The organism is Rothia sp. LK2588, from assembly GCF_040946465.1.
In the GTDB taxonomy this organism is placed as follows: Bacteria; Actinomycetota; Actinomycetes; order Actinomycetales; family Micrococcaceae; genus Rothia.
This window is the reverse complement of the sequence record NZ_JAYWLS010000001.1, coordinates 327,090-345,671: the sequence shown is the minus strand read 5'-3', so window position 1 is coordinate 345,671 and position 18,582 is coordinate 327,090. Positions and strand designations below refer to the sequence as shown.

Below are 18,582 nucleotides of genomic sequence, written 5' to 3'. Positions count from 1 at the left end.
TAAGGAGCCAACGCCCATGCAGGAATTCATCGTCGGAAGTGGTTGCTTCTGGTGTATCGATACCGTCTTCCGCCAGCTCAAAGGCATTTCGGCCTCCGTCTGCGGATACGCCGGCGGAGACACTGAGAATCCCACCTACAGAGAGGTGTGTTCCGGCACGACCGGTCACATCGAAGTGGTCAAGGTGACCTTCGACGAAAACATTATCCCCGCCGAGACCGTTCTGGATGTATTTTTCACCTCGCACAATCCCACGACTTGGGACCGTCAGGGCGCAGACGTCGGCAGCCAGTACCGTTCGGTGCTCTTCTACCAGAATGAAGAACAGCGCGAGTTGTTCGAAGCTGCGAAAGAACGCGCCCAGCAGTGGTGGGACGACCCGATCGTCACGGTGATTGAACCCGCCCCTCGCTTCTGGGAGGCGGAACCGATCCACCAGGATTTTTACGCCAACAACCCCTTCTCGGGGTACTGTCAGGCGATCATCAACCCCAAGCTTTCTCACGCACGTCGGCAATATAGCCAATATCTCCGCTAAGTGACGAGCGTTTATGACGTTACGTGTCAGACCCCCCAAATTTTCACATCAAATCTCGTAAAGTTGACTGTGGAAACACGAATTTATACTTTCGCTCGAAAGGAATGTCATGTCTAAGATGTACAACAACATCACCGAAGTCATCGGTGGCACCCCGATCGTTCGTTTGAACACTCTCGACAAAGACCTCCCCGGCAACGTCGCCGTGAAGCTCGAGTTCTACAACCCCGCGAACTCCGTCAAGGATCGCATCGGTAAGGCAATCGTCGACGCTGCCGAGAAGTCGGGTCAGCTCAAGCCCGGCGGCACCATCGTTGAAGGCACCTCCGGTAACACCGGAATCGCACTGGCTATGGTGGGTGCCGCTCGCGGTTACAACGTCGTGCTCACTATGCCGGAAACCATGTCGAGCGAGCGCCGCGTCATGTTGCGTGCCTATGGCGCCGAGATCGTGCTGACCCCCGGTTCCGAGGGTATGCGCGGCGCCGTTGAGAAGGCCCAGGAGATCGTGGACACCACCGATAACGCCATCTTGGCTTCGCAGTTCACCAATACCGCCAACCCCGAGATTCACTACAACACCACCGGCCCTGAGATCTGGGAATCCACCGAGGGTGAGATCGACATTCTCGTGGCAGGCGTTGGTACCGGTGGCACCGTCTCGGGTGCGGGCAAGTACCTGAAGGAGAAGAACCCCTCGGTGAAGGTTGTTGCCGTCGAGCCGAAGGACTCCCCCTTGCTCTCCGGTGGTAAGGCTGGCCCCCACAAGATCCAGGGTCTCGGTGCGAACTTCATTCCCGAAACCCTTGATCGCGAAATCTACGATTCGGTGGTCCCCGTCTCTGTAGAAGACTCGGTTGCTACTTCTCGTCAGCTCGGTTCCGAAGAGGGCATCCTCGGCGGCATCTCGGCAGGCGCAGCCGTGTGGGCGGCTATCGAAGAAGCAAAGAAGTCTGAGAACAAGGACAAGCTGATTGTGGCTATCGTCCCCGACTTCGGTGAGCGTTACATCTCTACCGTTCTGTACGAAGACATTCGTGGCTAATCCCTGCTGAATCTTCACTGGTTCGGGCTCTCCTTTCGCGGGAGAGCCCGTTCAGTTTAAATTCTTGAAAAAAGGTTCCCTGCGGTGGAATTGATTTAGCTCACACGGTGTTGATTATGATTGATAAGTATCAAAATTTCTCTTTGAAGGACGGCGATGAGCTTCTCCCAGCGTCTGCGTGAAGACCTCCACACGGCACGACTCAACGACCCCGCTGTGCGCAGCGACCTCGAGATCATCCTCAATTACTCGGGCTTGCACGCGATTTGGATTCATCGTCTCTCCCATCGCCTCTGGCAGAACGACAGCACTAAACTAGCTGCCCGCACGCTCTCGCAGATCTCTCGATTCCTGACGGGCATTGAGATTCACCCCGGTGCGCAGATCGGTCGGCGGTTCTTTATCGACCACGGTATGGGCGTGGTGATCGGTGAAACCACAGAAATCGGTGACGACGTCATGCTGTACCACCAGGTGACCCTGGGCGGGCGGTCGCTCGCCAAGACCAAGCGTCACCCCACCATCGGCAACCGCGTGACGATCGGTGCCGGTGCGAAGGTACTGGGCCCGGTGGTCATTGGGGACGATTCGGCGATCGGTGGCAACGCTGTGGTGGTGCATGACCACCCCGCCGAGTCCATCATCACCGGCATCCCCGCTAAATCGCGGCCCCGCACGCCAGAGAAACAGAAACCGTTGGTGGATCCGGTCTCTTACATTGACCCGGCGATGTGGATCTAAATGGATCCCAGCTCTAGACAGAACGCCCCGTGGCCAGTGAGCCACGGGGCGTTCTGTATTTATGGTCGATGAGGGGTTCTTCCCCTGTTCAACGGCCTAGTGAGTGTGCGAACTTGCTGCATCGATCTCGGAACGGTCGCCGCTCCAGTTGGTGTGCCACATGCCGTCCGCATCGATGCGGGCGTAGGTGTGCGCGCCGAAGAAGTCGCGCTGGCCCTGGATGAGAGCCGCGGGCAGGCGGTCGCGACGCAGACCGTCGTAGTACGACAGCGAAGAGGCGAACACGGGCACGGGGATTCCCAGTTCGGTGGCCTTGACGATCACGCGACGCCACGAGGGAAGCAGGTCTTCCATCAGCTTCTTGAAGCCCGGAGCCAGGAGCATGTTGACCGGTCGGGAATCGCCCTTGTAGGCGTCCATGATCTCGCCGAGCAGTTCCGCGCGAATGATGCAGCCGGCGCGCCACAGACCTGCGATTTCGTCGAGGTGCAGCTCCCAGTCGTACTCTTCACCGGCGGCGATGATCTGGTCGAGGCCCTGAGCGTACGAAACCAGCTTCGAGGCAAACAACGCCTTGCGGACGTCCTCAACGAACGCCTCATCGTGCTCGGCGGCGGTCTCGGAGAGGACGCCGGCGGGCAGCTCCTGTTGCGCCTGCTTACGGGCTTCGGGGCGGGAGGACGAGAGTGCGCGTGCGAACACGGACTCGGCGATGCCGGTCACCGGCGAACCGAGGTCCAACGCGGCCTGTACGGTCCAGCGTCCGGTGCCCTTCTGACCGGCTTGGTCAACAATCACGTCGACCAGCGGCTTGCCAGTCTTGGCGTCGATGTGACCGAGCACCTCGGAGGTGATCTCGATCAGGTAAGAGTTCAACTCGGTGGTGTTCCACTGCTTGAAGATCTCAGCCTGTTCCTGCGGTTCCAAACCAGCTACGGAACGGAGCAGATCGTAGGCCTCGCCAATCACCTGCATATCGGCGTATTCGATACCGTTGTGCACCATCTTCACGAAGTGGCCGGCGCCGTCGGTGGAAATCCACGAGCAGCAGGGGGTGCCATCGGCAGCTTTCGCCGCGATCTTCTCCAGCATGGGGCCCACAGAGTCATAGGACTTCTTCGAGCCACCGGGCATGATCGACGGTCCCAGGAGGGCGCCCTCCTCACCGCCGGAGACACCCACGCCAACGAAGTGCAGACCCTTGGCGGCCAGGTCTCGCTCGCGGCGAATGGTATCGGGGAAGTGAGAATTACCACCGTCGATGATGATGTCGTCTTCGTCGAGCAGGGGCACCAGCTGATCGATCACGGCGTCCACCGGAGCGCCGGCCTTGACCATGATCAGGATGCGGCGGGGAGACTCGAGCGAGTCCACCAGCTCCTGCAGGGTTTCGGTGCGAATAAAGTTTCCCTCGTCGCCGTGCTGGGAAATGAGGGCGTCAGTTTTTTCCACGGAACGGTTATGCAACGCCACGGTGTAACCGTTGCGGGCGAGATTGCGTGCCAGATTAGCACCCATGACGGCCAGACCGGTAACCCCGATCTGAGCTTTGGGGTTCGAATTGTTTTCACTCATGTAACAACTGTACGTGTACCGCGGAGAACCGACAGAATTTTTTTCTGAGGATTCGACGAGGGTGAACTTCTGTTCATCGTCGAATTGGAAATACTCGGGGTGCCGGGCAACTAAAAACCCCGGCGCAAGGCCGGGGTTGGTGGTGGGTCCTACCGGGATCGAACCGATGACATCCACGGTGTAAACGTGGCGCTCTACCAGCTGAGCTAAAGACCCATTGCCGTTCTGCGAAACCTACCGGCGTCGCAACGACAAGAAAAGACTATACACACACTTTCAGGCGGGTGCAAATCTACGGTTGAAGCACGCTCCTACTGAACCTGCTTCATCACCAAGCGGGTCGCCGCCCACTCGGGACCGGCCGATTCGGTGGTGGTCATGTGTAAACCGGCGGTCGGCGCGGCTTCCTGCACCTCGGCGGGAGAAACGTACCCGTCGCGTCCTGACTTCGGGGTCAGCAACCAAATCACGCCGCCTTCGTCCAGCCCAGACAGGACATCCATCAGGCCGTCCACCAGGTCGCCGTCCTCTTCGCGCCACCACAACAGGACGCCGTCGACGACTTCCTGATCATCCTCGTCCAACAGGTCTGATCCCACCACGTCGGCCAACGCATCGCGCAAGTCAAAATCGACATCGTCGTCGTAGCCAAATTCCTGGATGACATCGCCATCCTTGAAACCAAATTGGACTGCACGCTTCTGAGCTGCGGTCTCGGTTTCGGTCACTGAAAGTCCTCCTGTTAAACGTTGAGATGATGAAAGTCACGCCCGGCTCACAGTAGCTGATGACCGCGTGCAGACCAACCTTCTATAGACAACTGAACACTTAGAACGTGCTCAACGCAACTAAACACGACATGAATCATGCAAGTTTCTTGGGGGTTAGAAATTTTGTGACCTAAAGTACCCCACCGATTGGGTGTGAAGGCCTTCTCTTGAGTACCCGATTGCAGGGCGTATGTGCAAACATAGAAGATGAATGCGTATCAGCAATTTAATGATTTACAACGCAGGTGAGGCTCACGCCGTTTCCTCGGTCAGTCTCACAACACCTATTTCCCAAAACAGAGAGGTTGGCTGATGGGACCCTCAGAAACCAACGACCACATCTTGAGCGCGTTGACTAACGGCATCAAAGACAACGATGTAGAAGAGACCGCTGAATGGCTCGAGTCGTTTGACGAACTGGTGGAAGCAAAGGGTAGCGAACGTGCTCAGTTCATCGTTCGCTCGCTGATGCAGCGCGCAGGCAACAAGAGCATCTCCATGCCCATGGTGACCACCACGGACTACGTGAACACCATTCCTGTGGACCAGGAGCCCGAGTACCCCGGCGACGAAAAGATCGAGCGTCGCTACCGCGCCATCATGCGCTGGAACGCTGCTGTAATGGTGCAGCGCGCCCAGAAGTCCACCATTGGCGTGGGCGGACATATCTCGTCCTTCGCTGGCATCGCGACCCTCTACGAAGTGGGCCAGAACCACTTCTTCCGCGGTCGTAACCACCCCGGTGGCGGTGACCAGATCTTCTGGCAGGGTCACTCCTCCCCCGGTAACTACGCACGTGCCTACCTTGAAGGACGCCTCACCGAGGAGCAGCTGGACGGCTTCCGCCAGGAGAAGACCAAGGCTCCGCACGGTATGCCCTCGTACCCGCACCCGCGTTGCATGCCCGAGTTCTGGCAGTTCCCGACCGTTTCCATGGGTATCGGCCCGCTGAACGCAATTCACCAGGCTCAGTTCAACAAGTACCTGCACAACCGCGGCATCAAGGACACCTCGCAGCAGCACGTCTGGGCATTCCTGGGCGACGGTGAAATGGACGAGCCCGAGTCGCGCGGTGCACTGCAGCTGGCTGCCAACGACAAGCTGGACAACCTGACCTTCGTGATCAACTGCAACCTGCAGCGTCTCGACGGCCCGGTGCGCGGTAACGGCAAGATCATTCAGGAGCTCGAGGCCTTCTTCCGCGGTGCCGGTTGGCACGTCATCAAGGTCATCTGGGGCCGTGAGTGGGATTCCCTGCTCGAGAAGGATAAGTCCGGCGAGCTCGTTCGCATCATGAACGAAACCCTCGACGGTGACTACCAGACCATCAAGGCAGAAGACGGCGGATTCGTGCGCGAATTCTTCTTCGGCCGCTCCCCGGAGACCAAGGAACTCGTCAAGGACATGACCGACGACGAGATCTGGAGCCTCAAGCGTGGCGCTCACGATTACCATAAGGTTTACGCCGCATACAAGGCTGCCATGGAAGTCAAGGGCAAGCCGACCGTTATCTTGGCACAGTCCATTAAGGGCTACGGCCTGGGCACTCACTTCGAGGGCCGTAATTCCACCCACCAGATGAAGAAGCTGACTCTGGAGGATCTGAAGAACTTCCGCGACCACCTGAACATCCCGATCTCTGATGAAGAGCTCGAGAAGGATCTCTACAACCCGCCCTACTACCACCCCGGTATGGACGCGCCCGAGATCAAGTACATGATGCAGCGTCGTGAAGAACTGGGCGGCTTCGTGCCCTCGCGTGCGAACACTCAGCCCGAGATCAAGTTGCCCGACGACAAGGCCTACAAGGGCGCGAAGAAGGGCACCGGTAAGCAGATGGCCGCCACCACAATGGCCTTCGTGCGTCTGCTCAAGGACCTCATGCGTGAGAAGGACTTCGGAGATCGCATCGTTCCGATCATCCCCGACGAAGCCCGTACCTTCGGTATGGACTCGTACTTCCCCAACGCTAAGATCTACAACCCCAACGGTCAGAACTACCTGGCAGTGGACCGCGAGCTCATGCTCGCCTACAAGGAATCCCCTGCCGGCAAGATTCTGCACGTGGGCATCAACGAGGCCGGTGGCACCGCGGCGCTGACCGCTGTGGGTTCGTCTTACGACACCCACGGTGTGCCTATGGTTCCCGTCTACATCTACTACTCGATGTTCGGCTTCCAGCGCACCGGTGACGCTTCGTGGGCTGCCGCCGACCAGCTGGTGCGCGGTTTCATCATCGGTGGTACCGCGGGACGCACCACCCTGACCGGTGAGGGTCTGCAGCACATGGACGGTCACTCCCCCGTCCTGGCCGCAACCAACCCGGCAATCATCCACTACGACCCGGCCTACGGTTACGAGATCGCGCACATCGTCAAGCGCGGTATCGAGCACATGTACGGCACCGGCGATGAGGATCACAATGTGATGTACTACCTCACCGTCTACAACGAGCCGATCCTGCACCCGGCAGAGCCCGAGGACGTCGACGTGGACGGCATCATCGGTGGTATCTACCGCGTCAAGGAAGCCCAGAACGACGGCCCCCGCGCCCAGATCCTGGCATCCGGCATCGGCGTGACCTGGGCACAGGAAGCATCGAACATCCTCGAAAAGGATTACGGTGTTTCGGCTGACGTCTGGTCGGTGACCTCGTGGACCAACCTGCGCCGCGACGGCCTGGAGGCTGAGCGTGAGTACTTCCTCTCCTCCGGTAAGGAAGAGCGCAAGCCCTTCATCGCTCAGCAGATGGAAGGCGCAACCGGCCCCGTGGTTGCTGTGTCTGACTACATGTCCGACCTCATGGACGGCGTTCGCCAGTACGTGCCTAATGAGTTCGCAACCCTCGGTGCAGACGGTTTCGGTTTCTCCGACACCCGTCCGGGCGCCCGCCGCTTCTTCAACATCGACGCCCCCTCCATCGTGGTTCGCGTACTGCAGATGTTGGCTAAGCGCGGCGAGGTCGACGCCGATGTACCCGCCAAGGCGTTCAAGAAGTACCGCCTCGACGAGTCCACTGTGGATGCCGTTGGCGAGGCAGTAGCCGACGACTAATCCCCGTGCCTCATGCGACGGCCCGGTTCCTTGTTCAGGAGCCGGGCCGTCGGCTTTTTTGCGTCTCTCGACGGTGCCGATCTATCCGGAACCTGCGGTGCAATTTAGGGGTGTGCTGAGTGAGCGGATCCCGGATTTTCTCTGAGCTGCGTGCCGATCAGCTACAGATGCATGGAAAAGTGTGGGTAATATTTTGACAGTGGCCTTTACAGGCTTGAGACTTCATCCTTACCAACGTCAGAAAGCTGAAGAGAATGATCGCAGTTGTGTGCCCAGGACAAGGTTCGCAGAAGCCAGGCTTTTTGCAGCCGTGGTTGGAAGACTCAGAGTCTAAGGCTCACTTTCAGCGTCTCTCCGAAGCAGTCGAGCTCGACCTCATCTCATACGGCACCGAGGCCGACGAGGAGACCATCAAAGACACCGCCATTGCCCAGCCGTTGATCGTGGCGGCCGGTATCGTGGCGGGTCGGGCACTGCAGCGTACCTCCGGCTTCGATATGTCATCGGCAATCTTTGCCGGCCACAGCGTCGGTGAAATCACCGCGGCGGCGCTGACCAACGTCCTGAGCGAGGAAGACGCGATGCGTTTCATCCGCGTTCGAGCCACCGGTATGGCTGAGGCCGCCGCGCAGGCCCCCTCAGGTATGGCGGCTGTACTCGGCGGTACAGAGGACGAGGTGCGGCAGCACATTGCCGACGCCGGCTTGACTGCGGCCAACTCTAACGGTGGCGGTCAGATCGTTGCCGCCGGATCGCTGGAGAACCTGCGAGAATTCGCCGCGAACCCGCCGGCTCGCGCCCGCGTGATCCCCTTGAAGGTCGCTGGAGCCTTCCACACCGAGTTCATGAGCGACGCGGTCCAGCCCCTGCAGGAATTCGCTCAGGGGCTGTCGACGGCTGACCCCGTAGCTACGTTGTTGTCTAACTACGATGGTCAACCCGTCGCCTCGGGTGAGGAGATGCTTGAGTCACTCATGCAGCAGGTCACCCGGCCCGTGCGCTGGGATCTGTGCATGGCGACTCTGCTGGAACGCGAGGTAGCGGGACTCATTGAGTTGCCGCCGGCTGGCACCTTGGTGGGCTTGGCAAAGCGCGGTATGAAGGGCGTGCCCGGCACCGCTATCAACGCACCCGAAGATGTAGCTGCAGCGCAATCTCTGCTGAACGCCTAAGTTTTATTGTTACTGGTTTAAGGAAACCGATGCCTACTCTCAAGCAAGCTACCCCGTCCGTTTATTCGCGCATTGCCAGCTATGGAGCAGCACGCGGTGATGTGACGGTGACCAATGATGACATCGTCGACCCCATCAATTCCTCCGACGAATGGATTCGTCAGCGCACCGGTATTGTGACCCGACATCGCGCGAGTGAGAACATCTCCGCCACCGATCTGGCGATCACCGCGGCCAAGGAGGCCGTGGAGAAGGCTGGGGTGGGCGCTGAAGAGATCGACGCCGTCATCATCGCCACCATTTCGCACCCCTACGCCACTCCGTCGATGGCGACTCTGGTGGCCGATGCTCTGGGTTCCAAGTGCCCGGCATACGATATCTCGGCCGCTTGCGCTGGGTTCTGCTACGGCATCGCCCAGGCCGATGCCCTCGTCCGGTCAGGGTTGGCGCGTAACGTAGTGGTGGTAGGCGTCGAGAAGCTCTCCGATCTGATCGATGAAACCGACCGCACGATCTCATTCCTGCTGGGTGACGGAGCCGGTGCTGCGGTGGTATCCCGCGCGGACGAGCCCGGAATCGCCCCGACCGTATGGGGTTCGGACGGCGCCCGTTGGGAAACCGTGGGAATGACCCACTCGTTGCTGGACATCCGCAACCGCGATTTCGTCGCCAACCCCGTGCAGGAAGGCGAGAAGATCTGGCCGACCCTGCGCCAAGAAGGCCCCTCGGTGTTTCGCTGGGCCGTCTGGGAGATGGCGAAGGTAGCCCAGGAGGCTTTGGAAGTCGCGGGTATCACCGCAGACGATCTCGGCGCGTTGATTCCGCATCAGGCCAACGAACGCATCATCGATCAGATGGTCAAGACGCTCAAGCTTCCCGAGACCGTCAAGGTCGGTCGAGACATTGTGGACGCCGGCAACACCTCGGCTGCCTCCGTACCGTTGGCCGCGCACCGATTGCTGGAAGAGAACCCCGACCTGTCGGGTCAGTTTGCTCTGCAGATCGGGTTCGGCGCGGGCCTGGCCTTTGCGGCTCAGGTGGTTGTACTCCCCTAAATTTGAAATTTTCTTGCTTTTTTCTCAAATGGGTGAAACAGGTAAGATCAACTATAAGCCTTGTGACCTCGGCGCTTATTTCGAAGTCACACTGCGTCTCAAGCAGAGACAACGATAAAGCGGCCCCGTGTCGCATTGCAGAAAAAGAAAGGAGCCATCGTGGCTAATAAAGAAGAGATCCTCGCAGGCCTGGCTGAAATCGTGAACGAAGAGACCGGCGTCGAGGTTGCAGACGTGCAGCCCGAGAAGTCCTTCACCGAAGACCTGGACATCGACTCGATCTCGATGATGACCATCGTCGTCAACGCAGAAGAGAAGTTCGACGTGACCATCCCCGACGAAGAGGTCAAGAACCTCAAGACCGTCGGTGACGCAGTGAACTTCATCGAGAACGCTAAGTAATACAACTGCAGATGGGCGCGGTAGTGATCATGCTGACCGCGCCCATTTCTGTTTCAAAACCCCTCCCCGTACTGTGAAGAAAGCGTGAACATGTCGCATAAAGTTGTTGTGACCGGGCTTGGAGCCACTACCCCTATCGGTGCAGACGTGGAGTCCACGTGGACTTCCGCCATTACCGGGGTTTCTGGCATCCGTACTATTGAGGAGCCCTGGGTAGAGGAATACGAGTTGCCGGTACGCATCGCTGGCACTCTTGCGCAGGATCCGCTGGAATCCGGACGCCTGACGAAGGTTGAAGTCAAGCGACAGGATCCCTCAGCTCAGTACGCATTGGTGGCAGCTCGTGAGGCGTGGGCCGATGCAGGTTTCGATGGGGACAACGCAGAAGAGGCTGCGCAGACTGATCCCATGCGCACGGGTGTAGCTTTCGGTACGGGTATCGGCGGTGTCTGGACCCTCCTCGATGCTTGGGACACTCTCCGCGAGAAGGGCCCCCGCCGCGTCATGCCTCTGACTGTGCCCATGCTGATGCCCAATAGCTGTGCGGCTGCGGTCTCGATGACTCTGAAAGCCCGTGCTGCGGCTCAGACCGTGGTTTCGGCCTGTGCGTCTTCCACTGAGGCTATGCAGTTGGGTATCGAGATGATCCGCAGCGGCAAGGCCGATGTGGTGATCGTCGGTGGCGCCGAGGCAGCGATCCATCCCATGCCCTTGGCTGCCTTTGCGAAGATGCAGGCTTTGTCGACCCGCAATGACGACCCGCAGGGTGCATCGCGCCCCTATGACACCGAGCGTGATGGATTCGTCATGGGTGAAGGCGCGGCAGCTCTTGTTCTCGAGTCTGAGGAGCACGCGAAGGCCCGTCAGGCGAGAATTTATGCTGAGCTGGCAGGCACTGGTGTCTCCGCTGACTCCTACCACATCACCGCGCCGGATCCCGAGGCCATGGGTGCGACCCGCGCTTTAAAGGAAGCCCTGGCCGACGGTGGAATCCGCCCCGAAGAGGTCGTTCACGTCAACGCGCATGCTACCTCTACCCCGGTGGGTGACATCCCCGAGTCGCACGCTTTACACCAGACCTTCGGTGAGCACACCAAGAACATTGCGGTCTCGGCAACCAAGTCGATGACCGGTCACCTCTTGGGTGGCGCGGGCGCTCTGGAAGCCCTGCTGACTGTGAAGGCGATCTACGAACGCAAGGCTCCGTGCACGATCAATCTTGAAAACCAGGATCCCCAGATCGACCTGGATGTCGTCACCGAGGCTCGCGATCTGCCCTCGGGTGAGATCGTGGCGGTCTCCAATTCGTTCGGTTTCGGAGGGCACAACGCTGTGGTAGCGTTCCGTAGCGTCTAAACCGCGGTCTGGCTTTCTCTCGGTTGAGGATCCCGCCGTCGGGTCATCAGGATGCAGGGTGAGTAGTTCTCACCGCGATCGATGATCCAACGGCGGGATTCTCGTATCGAATCAACAACATGGAGTTGTCATCGGCCCTGCCATCCCCAGAATTTATAACGATGGAACGATTTAGGCGCGGGGATGTGCGTTGTTGTAAGAATCTTTGAGCCGATCGACCGACACATGGGTATAAATCTGGGTCGTCGCCAAAGAACTGTGGCCCAGCAATTCTTGGATGGAGCGGATGTCTGCTCCCCCATCTACCATGTGGGTTGCCGCCGTGTGTCGGAAGATATGGGCGCCTGAGAGCTGCGAGTCTGGAATGGCAGCGAGCGCTTTAGTCAGGTCTTCTCGAATCTGACGCGGATTGACCCTTTTTCCGCGGGGGCCGATGAACAGTGCCTCTTCCACCGCCTGTTGGTTTGCGGAAAACCATTGTCGGCGCCCTTGGGTGACCCACCGGTTCAATGCGCGCATGGCCGGTTGGCCAAAGGGCACCACGCGCTCTTTATTGCCTTTACCCACCACGCGTAATGTGCGGTTCTCCCGGTCGATGCTCGATAGGTTGAGGCTGCATAATTCTGAGATTCGGATGCCCGTCGCGTAGAGCAGTTCAATACTGGCCAACAGCCTCATTGTGTGCGGGTCTTGAGGATCCGCCTGCAGTTGCTTCTCTACGCGGTCGATCAGAAACAAAATCTGCTGTTGGTTCAGTACCTGTGGTAGGTGACCGGTTTTCTTCGGGGTAGCGAGGGTCAGCGTGGGATTGTCGGTAATCAGCGATTCCTCTTCGGCCCAGGCGAAAAAGGTTCGCAACGAGGAGGTGCGGCGGGCCGTGGAGGTTCGCGCTATGTTAGCTCGATGCATATGGGCAAGCCACGATCGGATCATTTCAAGATCGATGTCGGCCAGCTCCTGCGCCCCATGGCGTAGGCAATATTCGAAGAATGCACTCAGGTCTGATTCATAGGCCTTGATGGTCTGCGGAGAACGAAACTTCTCATAGGTGAGATACCGCCAAAAGCTTTCCAAGGCCCGGGCGAAGACTCGGTTCACGTCCAGCGTCTGCGCACCCAGGGGAAGAGTGGGTGGAAGGTTTTCGTCCGGCGCCGTCCGTGATTGAGCTTTTCTCATAGTAATCTCCAGGCTATCAGGGGCAGGATTGTTGCAGGTACTTCTTTGACTTGTGCCAGCCGTTGCTGTCTTTTTCAGCCATGCCCATCCCCTGCAGTTGGCTGAGGATCACCATGGCGGCAGGCCCGGCAGCGCCGGTCATCGAACAGATCGTGGTCACGTCCATGGGTTCCCTCAACGGCAGGGCGTCCCAGACCCGCATCTGGTCTTGGGTGAGCTGCGGTGAGGCGTGGGTCTCCGTTGAATCTGCAAAGAGACTCATCTGGGTCTGTTCAGGGTTCAGGCGGGAGCTCATCGCCTCCTCAATGCTGTCGGCTGAGAGAGCCAACCCGGCATAGCCTTGTTGAATCAATCGGTGGCACCCTTCGGAGCTGGGTGAGAAAATTTGACCGGGAACGGTTCGTAGTTCCCGTCCGATCTCCAAAGCGTGGTGTGCGGTGTTGAGCGCTCCGGAACGCCATCTCGCTTCCACGACAACGACCACCGATGACAATGCTGCGATGATGCGGTTGCGTTGAAGAAACCGCCATCGCGTTGGTGACTGCCCCAACGGAACTTCGCTCAGCAAGAGTCCGCGATCGATGATCGCCTGAAGCAGGTTTTCGTTATGTTTGGGGTAAGGGCGGTCAACCCCGCAGGCCATGAGCGCCACCGTGGGCAACTGCGCCGTAGAGGTCGCTAGTGCCGAGCGGTGAGCGACGGCGTCTATTCCAAAGGCTCCTCCGGAGAGCACCACCCGGCCTCGAGCGGCGAGATCCCCGGCAAGGTGCGTTGTGGCCGATGCACCGTATGAGCTGGCGTCCCGGGAACCGACGACCGCCAGGCTGTTCTCTAAGGTAATCTGGCTCAGCAGTTCCCGATCGCCCCTACCCCACAGCGCGAACGGTGCGCTCGAGCCGAGATCAGACAGTTGCTGAGGCCAGTCATCGTCTTCGGGAATCGCGACCCAGGCGTTGAGGTGCTCGGCTGTAGTGAGTTCTTGGGTGAGCGGAAATTTCGGTACGCGGCGTGACCACCGTGTAATGCGTTGTTGTAGTGCCTGGGTGAGTTGCCGTTGTGCAATTGCATCTAATCCGTGCTCTTCGAGGAGCCGGAATATTTTGGACCCGATAGGTTCTCTGCCGCTGAGCAACTCAGCGGTGAGCTCGGGGCCCAGAAGATGAATCGAGAGGTGAACATATTGGTCGGTTGGTTCTGCGATGTGCAATATTTCGGCACGGGCACGCCGCTGAGCGTGGAAAGGATCATTGGTCATGGGAATCTCTGTTGGGTCGGGCGAAATTATGTACGGCTCATGTTGCGGAAGTACAACGCGAGGTCAAGATGATCGGAGCGAGGCGATTCGGCCCCTTCGAGGTCGGCTATGGTCCAGGCGGTACGCAAAACCCTGTCGTAACCGCGGGCAGTCAGTGCACCCCGGTCGACGGCCCTGCTCAGTGATTGGGTCATCGTGGCAGGCAATTTGAGTTTGCCGCGCAGAATCTTTCCGTTGGTCTCTGCGTTGGTTAAAACGCCGAAGTCGGCGAGCCTCTCACGCTGCTTTTCGCGGGCCTGAACCACCCTCTCCCGGATGGGCTGACTGGGCTCGTGGCTGCCTGTGGATGTCAGTTCTGCCGCTGATACCTGAGGCACGGTGATGTGTAAGTCGATACGGTCTAGTAATGGCCCCGAGAGACGGCTGAAATAAGTACGACGCTCTTTACTGGTGCAGGTGCACTCCAGACCACGTCCCGAATTCTTACCGCAGGGGCAAGGGTTTGCAGCCAAGACCAGTTGAAACCGTGCCGGGTAGGTGGCGGAAGCGGTGGACCTATCGAGGGTGACGCTACCGCTTTCCAACGGCTGGCGCAGTGAGTCCAACACATTGCGGTGAAATTCCGGGGCTTCATCAAGAAACAACACCCCACGGTGCGCCCGTGATACACACCCCGGCTGTGGGATGCCCGAGCCCCCACCCATGAGTGCCGCGGCCGAAGCTGTATGATGGGGAGCCTCAAAGGGAGCGTACCGCATCAGCTGGGTACGGGGTGCCCCGCGTGAGGAAATAGAATGAATCGCTGTCACCTCAAGCGCTTGATCGGTGGACAGCGGTGGAAGAATACCCGGCAATCTTTCGGCCAGCATGGTCTTACCCGACCCAGGTGGGCCGTTGAACAGCAGGTGATGAGCCCCCGCGGCGGCAATCTCCAGGGCCAGTCGCCCTTCTTCCTGCCCGGCAACGTCCGCCATATCTGCGGGCATTAAGGGAACAGCTTCGTCCTCGCTGCCGGGCCGGGTAGAACTGGATGAAGGGAAGCGCAGCTGCTCAGTATCAGCTCCCAACAAAGTCAGCACTTCGGCCAAACACGAGACTCCCCTCACCTCTAATCCAGAGATGAGTCGAGCTTCGTTCGCGTTATGCTCCGGCACCACCACCGACTCGAAACCGGCCTCCCACGCGGCGCGGGCGGCAGGTAACACCCCAGGAATCGGGCGGACGCTGCCGTCCAGACCCAGTTCGCCCAAGAAAACCGTTCGGCCACTCGGTTGCAACAACTTCGCAGCCTGCAACGCGGCGACCACGATAGCGAGGTCAAACCCGGTACCTCGTTTCGGTAACCGGGCCGGGGTGAGATTAATCGTCAGCTTCTGCGGCGGCAGAGGTTTACCGGAGTTCTTGGCGGCGGACCGAACGCGGTCTTTCGCCTCATTCAAGGCGGTGTCGGGCAACCCCAGCAACACAAAACCTGGAAGGGCCTGAGAAATATCAGCCTCTACCTCGATCACATGCCCGCTGATACCCACCAAGGCAACCGCATAGGTTTTTGCGTAACCCATATCAGACCACCGCCTGGCGATGTTCAAAGGCGAAGTGATCAGCAGTGCCGATAATGCTAACCACATCGATGTGGTAACTGTGGCGTTGAAACTCCTGGTGAGATAATCTCCATGCGCCCACGAGTTCACGCAATTTACGTCTTTTCTCGGGGGTCAGCGCTTCAACCGGCAGACCGTAGTCAGCGGTGGTTCGTGTCTTGACCTCCACGAACGCGATGTGGTCTTTCGGCGTGAGATACACGGCATCGATCTCTCCCCGTAGGGTGAGACCGGCCTGAGATCTCTGTGGCCGCCAATTCTTGTCGATCAGTCGATAACCTGATCCGCTCAGCACGGCTACGGCGAGATCTTCACCCCAGCGTCCAACCTGAGTCTGATGTGTGTGCATGTGGGTACCCCCGTCTTGGTGAATGGGATTTCACCAGCAGGTTGTCACACAGTTCCCAGCAAAAATAGATCGTGGGAAAACTGTGGAAAACCCAGACCGAGAGTTCCCCTCTAATGCAAGGATATTGATTTAGTTAGATTGTTATCCAACGGTTTACTTTTAGAGTGATGTCAGATTTTCGCGCTTGTGGACACAGTCTCGAATGGCATCTTCACTCACGCCGAGGTTCCAGCTCAATCGGTGATGTACCGTAGGACCATGAGTCTCCACGGCCTCGCGGTGTGCCGCAGAACCATAACCCATGTTCTTTTCCCACCCATAGGCTGGGTACTCCTGCGCCAGGCGAGTCATCAACTCGTCACGGTGCACTTTAGCCACCACAGACGCAGCCGATATAGACGCGCAGCTTAGGTCACCCTTGATCACGGTGTGCACGGGACCCGACCACACGACCCCGTTGCCCCAGACCCGGTTCAATGCAGTGTTGAACGCTAGCTGAGTCGGGTCCACCATGCTGAGTAGGTCGTCCGCAGGCGAAGTGAACCAGTCGTGTTTGCCGTCCAATAAGACCATGTCCGGAGCCTGCCCCGCGGTGGATACTGCTTGAGCTAAGGCCCGGTGACCCGCCACGCGCAATGCCGCGGTCATCCCCCATTCATCGATCTCCTGAGGAGTGGCGGATCCTACCGCGGTGGTACACCACGTCTCGATGTCGGAGACCATGGATTCGCGCCGGAGCTTACTGAGCGCCTTCGAATCGGTCAGCCCCTCCACGCTCAGTACCGTGCCGGCAGGTACCAGCGCTACCCCAACGCTTACCGGGCCGGCCAGCGAACCGCGACCCACCTCGTCCATACCCGCAATGAGGTCAACCCCCGAGGCGAAGAAGGTCTCTTCCGTCTCGAGGGTTGCCTGTGTTTGTGATGAAACCATTACTTGCTCGGTGCCGTATCGGGCACATTCGCGAAGGTCTCCTCCGCGCCGTTGAGCCACTTGAAGTGGTTGAGCGGCCACGCGATCACGAAGACCTCACCCTCAACATCTGCTTCACTGATGAATTCCGTGCCGCGTTCGATGTGGTAGCGGGAATCTGCGGAATTATTGCGGTGATCGCCCATTACGAAGTAAGAGTTTTCGGGGACCACCACGTCAAACTTGATATCGGAGGGATTTGCCCCGGGGTAGATGTAATCTTCCGTGATCTCCTGGCCGTTCACGTATAGCTTGCCGTTCGGTGAACAACAGCTCACGTGGTCGCCGCCCTTACCTATCACGCGCTTGACCAAGTAGTTGTTCGAAGAATCCGGCATCACGCCCACGAACGACAAAGCCTGACGAATCGCATTGGGCCGCTGAGCAGACGAATCAATCCAACCCTGAGTATCTTTGAAGACGATAATGTCACCGCGTTCAGCGTCACCGAAAGTGGATCCAGCGACGTTCACGAAGACACGATCGTTGATAGCCAGGGTGTTCTCCATCGACCCCGAAGGGATATAAAACCCGCGCAACACAAAGGTCTTCAACAAGAATGCGATCAGCAGGGCGTAAAAAATAACGAGCAAAAACTCTTTGATCTGTGCCCAGGCGCCGCTCTTTTCGCTTTCACGGATCTCTCGACGAGAGCTTGCGCGCTGATTCCGTTTACCGCGCTTACGCGAACTATCGGAAGAGGCCTCGTCGAGCGGCTTGTCATCGGCTGAAGGAGTCTGATCAGTCATGGAAGTCTTTCACTTGTGGGGTACTGGAAGTAGTTTAACCCTCGCAACATGGTCAATGTGGGCGGGCAGGCGCAAACTGAACTTAAATTTAGCTGGCAAAACCGTCCTAGTGTTGCCGGTATTAAGGGGTTAGTTGCCCGAACCGATCGGGCGGCCACAGGCGCAATATGGGTTCACCCAGAACACTATCCTCGGCGATAAAACCGCCTCCCGGCTGCCCCAAGAGCGCGCGAGAGTCGCGAGAATGCGCACGGTTGTCACCCATGAGCCATAACTTGCCCTCCGGAACGGTCACCTTAAACTTCTGCTCGGAAGCGAAGTTGTCGTCGAGAAGATAGGGTTCCTCCACCGGGTGACCGTTGACCAGCAGACGGTTATTCTCGCAACACTCCACAGTGTCTTCCCCTACGCCAATCACGCGCTTGATGTACACGTTGTCGTCCCCTTTGAGGGCGAAGAAACGCAGGGTCGTGTCAATAGGGTGCGACCAGGCGTAGGAAGCTGGACGGTAGGGAGCAAAGCTTCCTTCACCGTTGACCACCACGACGTCCCCTCGCGAAATATCGTGCTGAGTTTTGGACACCACGATGCGATCTCCCGGTTCGTAAGCCGGTTGCATGGATTCGGAGGGGATGTAGTACACATCGATGAAGAAATGGCGAATCACCGTCATGATGAGAAGCGCCACCACAATTGCAACAGCAAACAGGCGCCCTCCCCCATGCCGGGGGTGGCGCCTGTCTGCTGAGTCAAGCCTCACGGCTTTCGTCAT

The 18,582-nt window shown here is 58.6% G+C and carries 17 protein-coding genes and 1 tRNA gene; 8 read left to right on the top strand and 10 right to left on the bottom strand.

Annotated features, from left to right (window positions below):
- The first annotated feature begins 16 nt into the window (after positions 1-16).
- The 3 genes from msrA (at position 17) to epsC (ending at position 2,324) form a co-directional block, all read left to right on the top strand.
- Positions 17-538 carry a peptide-methionine (S)-S-oxide reductase MsrA gene (gene msrA, locus VVR12_RS01540; protein WP_368549354.1) on the top strand — a complete coding sequence of 174 codons (522 nt, stop codon included), beginning with the start codon at positions 17-19 and terminating at the stop codon, positions 536-538.
- A gap of 109 nt (positions 539-647) precedes the next feature.
- The gene (gene cysK, locus VVR12_RS01535) at positions 648-1,583 is read left to right on the top strand and encodes a cysteine synthase A (RefSeq protein ID WP_368549353.1); all 936 of its coding nucleotides are present in this window, start codon (positions 648-650) and stop codon (positions 1,581-1,583) included.
- A 156-nt stretch (positions 1,584-1,739) separates the two neighbouring features.
- The gene (gene epsC / locus VVR12_RS01530) at positions 1,740-2,324 is read left to right on the top strand and encodes a serine O-acetyltransferase EpsC (RefSeq protein WP_368549352.1); all 585 of its coding nucleotides are present in this window, start codon (positions 1,740-1,742) and stop codon (positions 2,322-2,324) included.
- Between the two features lie 96 nt (positions 2,325-2,420).
- On the opposite strand, the gene gndA is transcribed toward epsC, so the two are convergent.
- The 3 genes from gndA to VVR12_RS01515 all read right to left on the bottom strand — a co-directional run bounded on the left by gndA (position 2,421) and on the right by VVR12_RS01515 (position 4,627).
- Entirely contained in the window at positions 2,421-3,899 is a 1,479-nt protein-coding gene (gene gndA / locus VVR12_RS01525) for an NADP-dependent phosphogluconate dehydrogenase (protein ID WP_368549351.1), read from the bottom strand.
- A 140-nt stretch (positions 3,900-4,039) separates the two neighbouring features.
- Positions 4,040-4,115, bottom strand: a tRNA-Val gene (locus VVR12_RS01520).
- A 95-nt stretch (positions 4,116-4,210) separates the two neighbouring features.
- Positions 4,211-4,627: a DUF3052 domain-containing protein gene (locus VVR12_RS01515; protein WP_368549350.1), complete on the bottom strand. Its 417-nt coding sequence runs from the start codon at positions 4,625-4,627 to the stop codon at positions 4,211-4,213.
- Positions 4,628-4,981: 354 nt separating this feature from the next.
- Between VVR12_RS01515 and aceE the strand changes: the two genes are divergently transcribed.
- From aceE to fabF, 5 genes are all read left to right on the top strand, one after another.
- Positions 4,982-7,723: a pyruvate dehydrogenase (acetyl-transferring), homodimeric type gene (gene aceE / locus VVR12_RS01510; RefSeq protein ID WP_368549349.1), complete on the top strand. Its 2,742-nt coding sequence runs from the start codon at positions 4,982-4,984 to the stop codon at positions 7,721-7,723.
- Positions 7,724-7,977: 254 nt separating this feature from the next.
- Positions 7,978-8,895 (top strand): ACP S-malonyltransferase, encoded by a 918-nt coding sequence (locus tag VVR12_RS01505; protein WP_368549348.1) that lies wholly within the window; start codon positions 7,978-7,980, stop codon positions 8,893-8,895.
- 29 nt (positions 8,896-8,924) lie between these two features.
- A complete protein-coding gene (locus tag VVR12_RS01500; RefSeq protein ID WP_368549347.1) occupies positions 8,925-9,950 on the top strand; it encodes a beta-ketoacyl-ACP synthase III in 1,026 nt (341 codons plus the stop codon).
- Between the two features lie 159 nt (positions 9,951-10,109).
- A complete protein-coding gene (locus VVR12_RS01495; protein ID WP_368549346.1) occupies positions 10,110-10,352 on the top strand; it encodes an acyl carrier protein in 243 nt (80 codons plus the stop codon).
- 90 nt (positions 10,353-10,442) lie between these two features.
- Positions 10,443-11,708 (top strand): beta-ketoacyl-ACP synthase II, encoded by a 1,266-nt coding sequence (gene fabF / locus VVR12_RS01490; RefSeq protein ID WP_368549345.1) that lies wholly within the window; start codon positions 10,443-10,445, stop codon positions 11,706-11,708.
- Between the two features lie 171 nt (positions 11,709-11,879).
- Here fabF and VVR12_RS01485 read toward each other — a convergent pair whose 3' ends face one another.
- The 7 genes from VVR12_RS01485 to lepB (VVR12_RS01455) all read right to left on the bottom strand — a co-directional run bounded on the left by VVR12_RS01485 (position 11,880) and on the right by lepB (VVR12_RS01455) (position 18,582).
- A complete protein-coding gene (locus VVR12_RS01485) occupies positions 11,880-12,884 on the bottom strand; it encodes a tyrosine recombinase XerC (RefSeq protein WP_368549344.1) in 1,005 nt (334 codons plus the stop codon).
- A gap of 16 nt (positions 12,885-12,900) precedes the next feature.
- A complete protein-coding gene (gene dprA, locus VVR12_RS01480) occupies positions 12,901-14,139 on the bottom strand; it encodes a DNA-processing protein DprA (RefSeq protein ID WP_368549343.1) in 1,239 nt (412 codons plus the stop codon).
- A 26-nt stretch (positions 14,140-14,165) separates the two neighbouring features.
- On the bottom strand, positions 14,166-15,701 hold the full coding sequence (locus VVR12_RS01475) for a YifB family Mg chelatase-like AAA ATPase (protein ID WP_368549342.1): 1,536 nt from the start codon (positions 15,699-15,701) through the stop codon (positions 14,166-14,168).
- A 1-nt stretch (position 15,702) separates the two neighbouring features.
- Positions 15,703-16,089, bottom strand: a complete 387-nt coding sequence (locus tag VVR12_RS01470) for a YraN family protein (RefSeq protein WP_368549341.1) — start codon at positions 16,087-16,089, stop codon at positions 15,703-15,705.
- A gap of 159 nt (positions 16,090-16,248) precedes the next feature.
- Complete coding sequence (locus VVR12_RS01465) at positions 16,249-17,022, bottom strand: ribonuclease HII (RefSeq protein WP_368549340.1); 774 nt, start codon at positions 17,020-17,022, stop codon at positions 16,249-16,251.
- The gene (gene lepB, locus VVR12_RS01460; protein WP_368549339.1) at positions 17,022-17,810 is read right to left on the bottom strand and encodes a signal peptidase I; all 789 of its coding nucleotides are present in this window, start codon (positions 17,808-17,810) and stop codon (positions 17,022-17,024) included. The genes VVR12_RS01465 and lepB (VVR12_RS01460) overlap by 1 nt, the downstream gene beginning before the upstream one ends.
- Before the next feature lie 121 nt (positions 17,811-17,931).
- Positions 17,932-18,582, bottom strand: a complete 651-nt coding sequence (gene lepB, locus VVR12_RS01455; RefSeq protein ID WP_368549338.1) for a signal peptidase I — start codon at positions 18,580-18,582, stop codon at positions 17,932-17,934.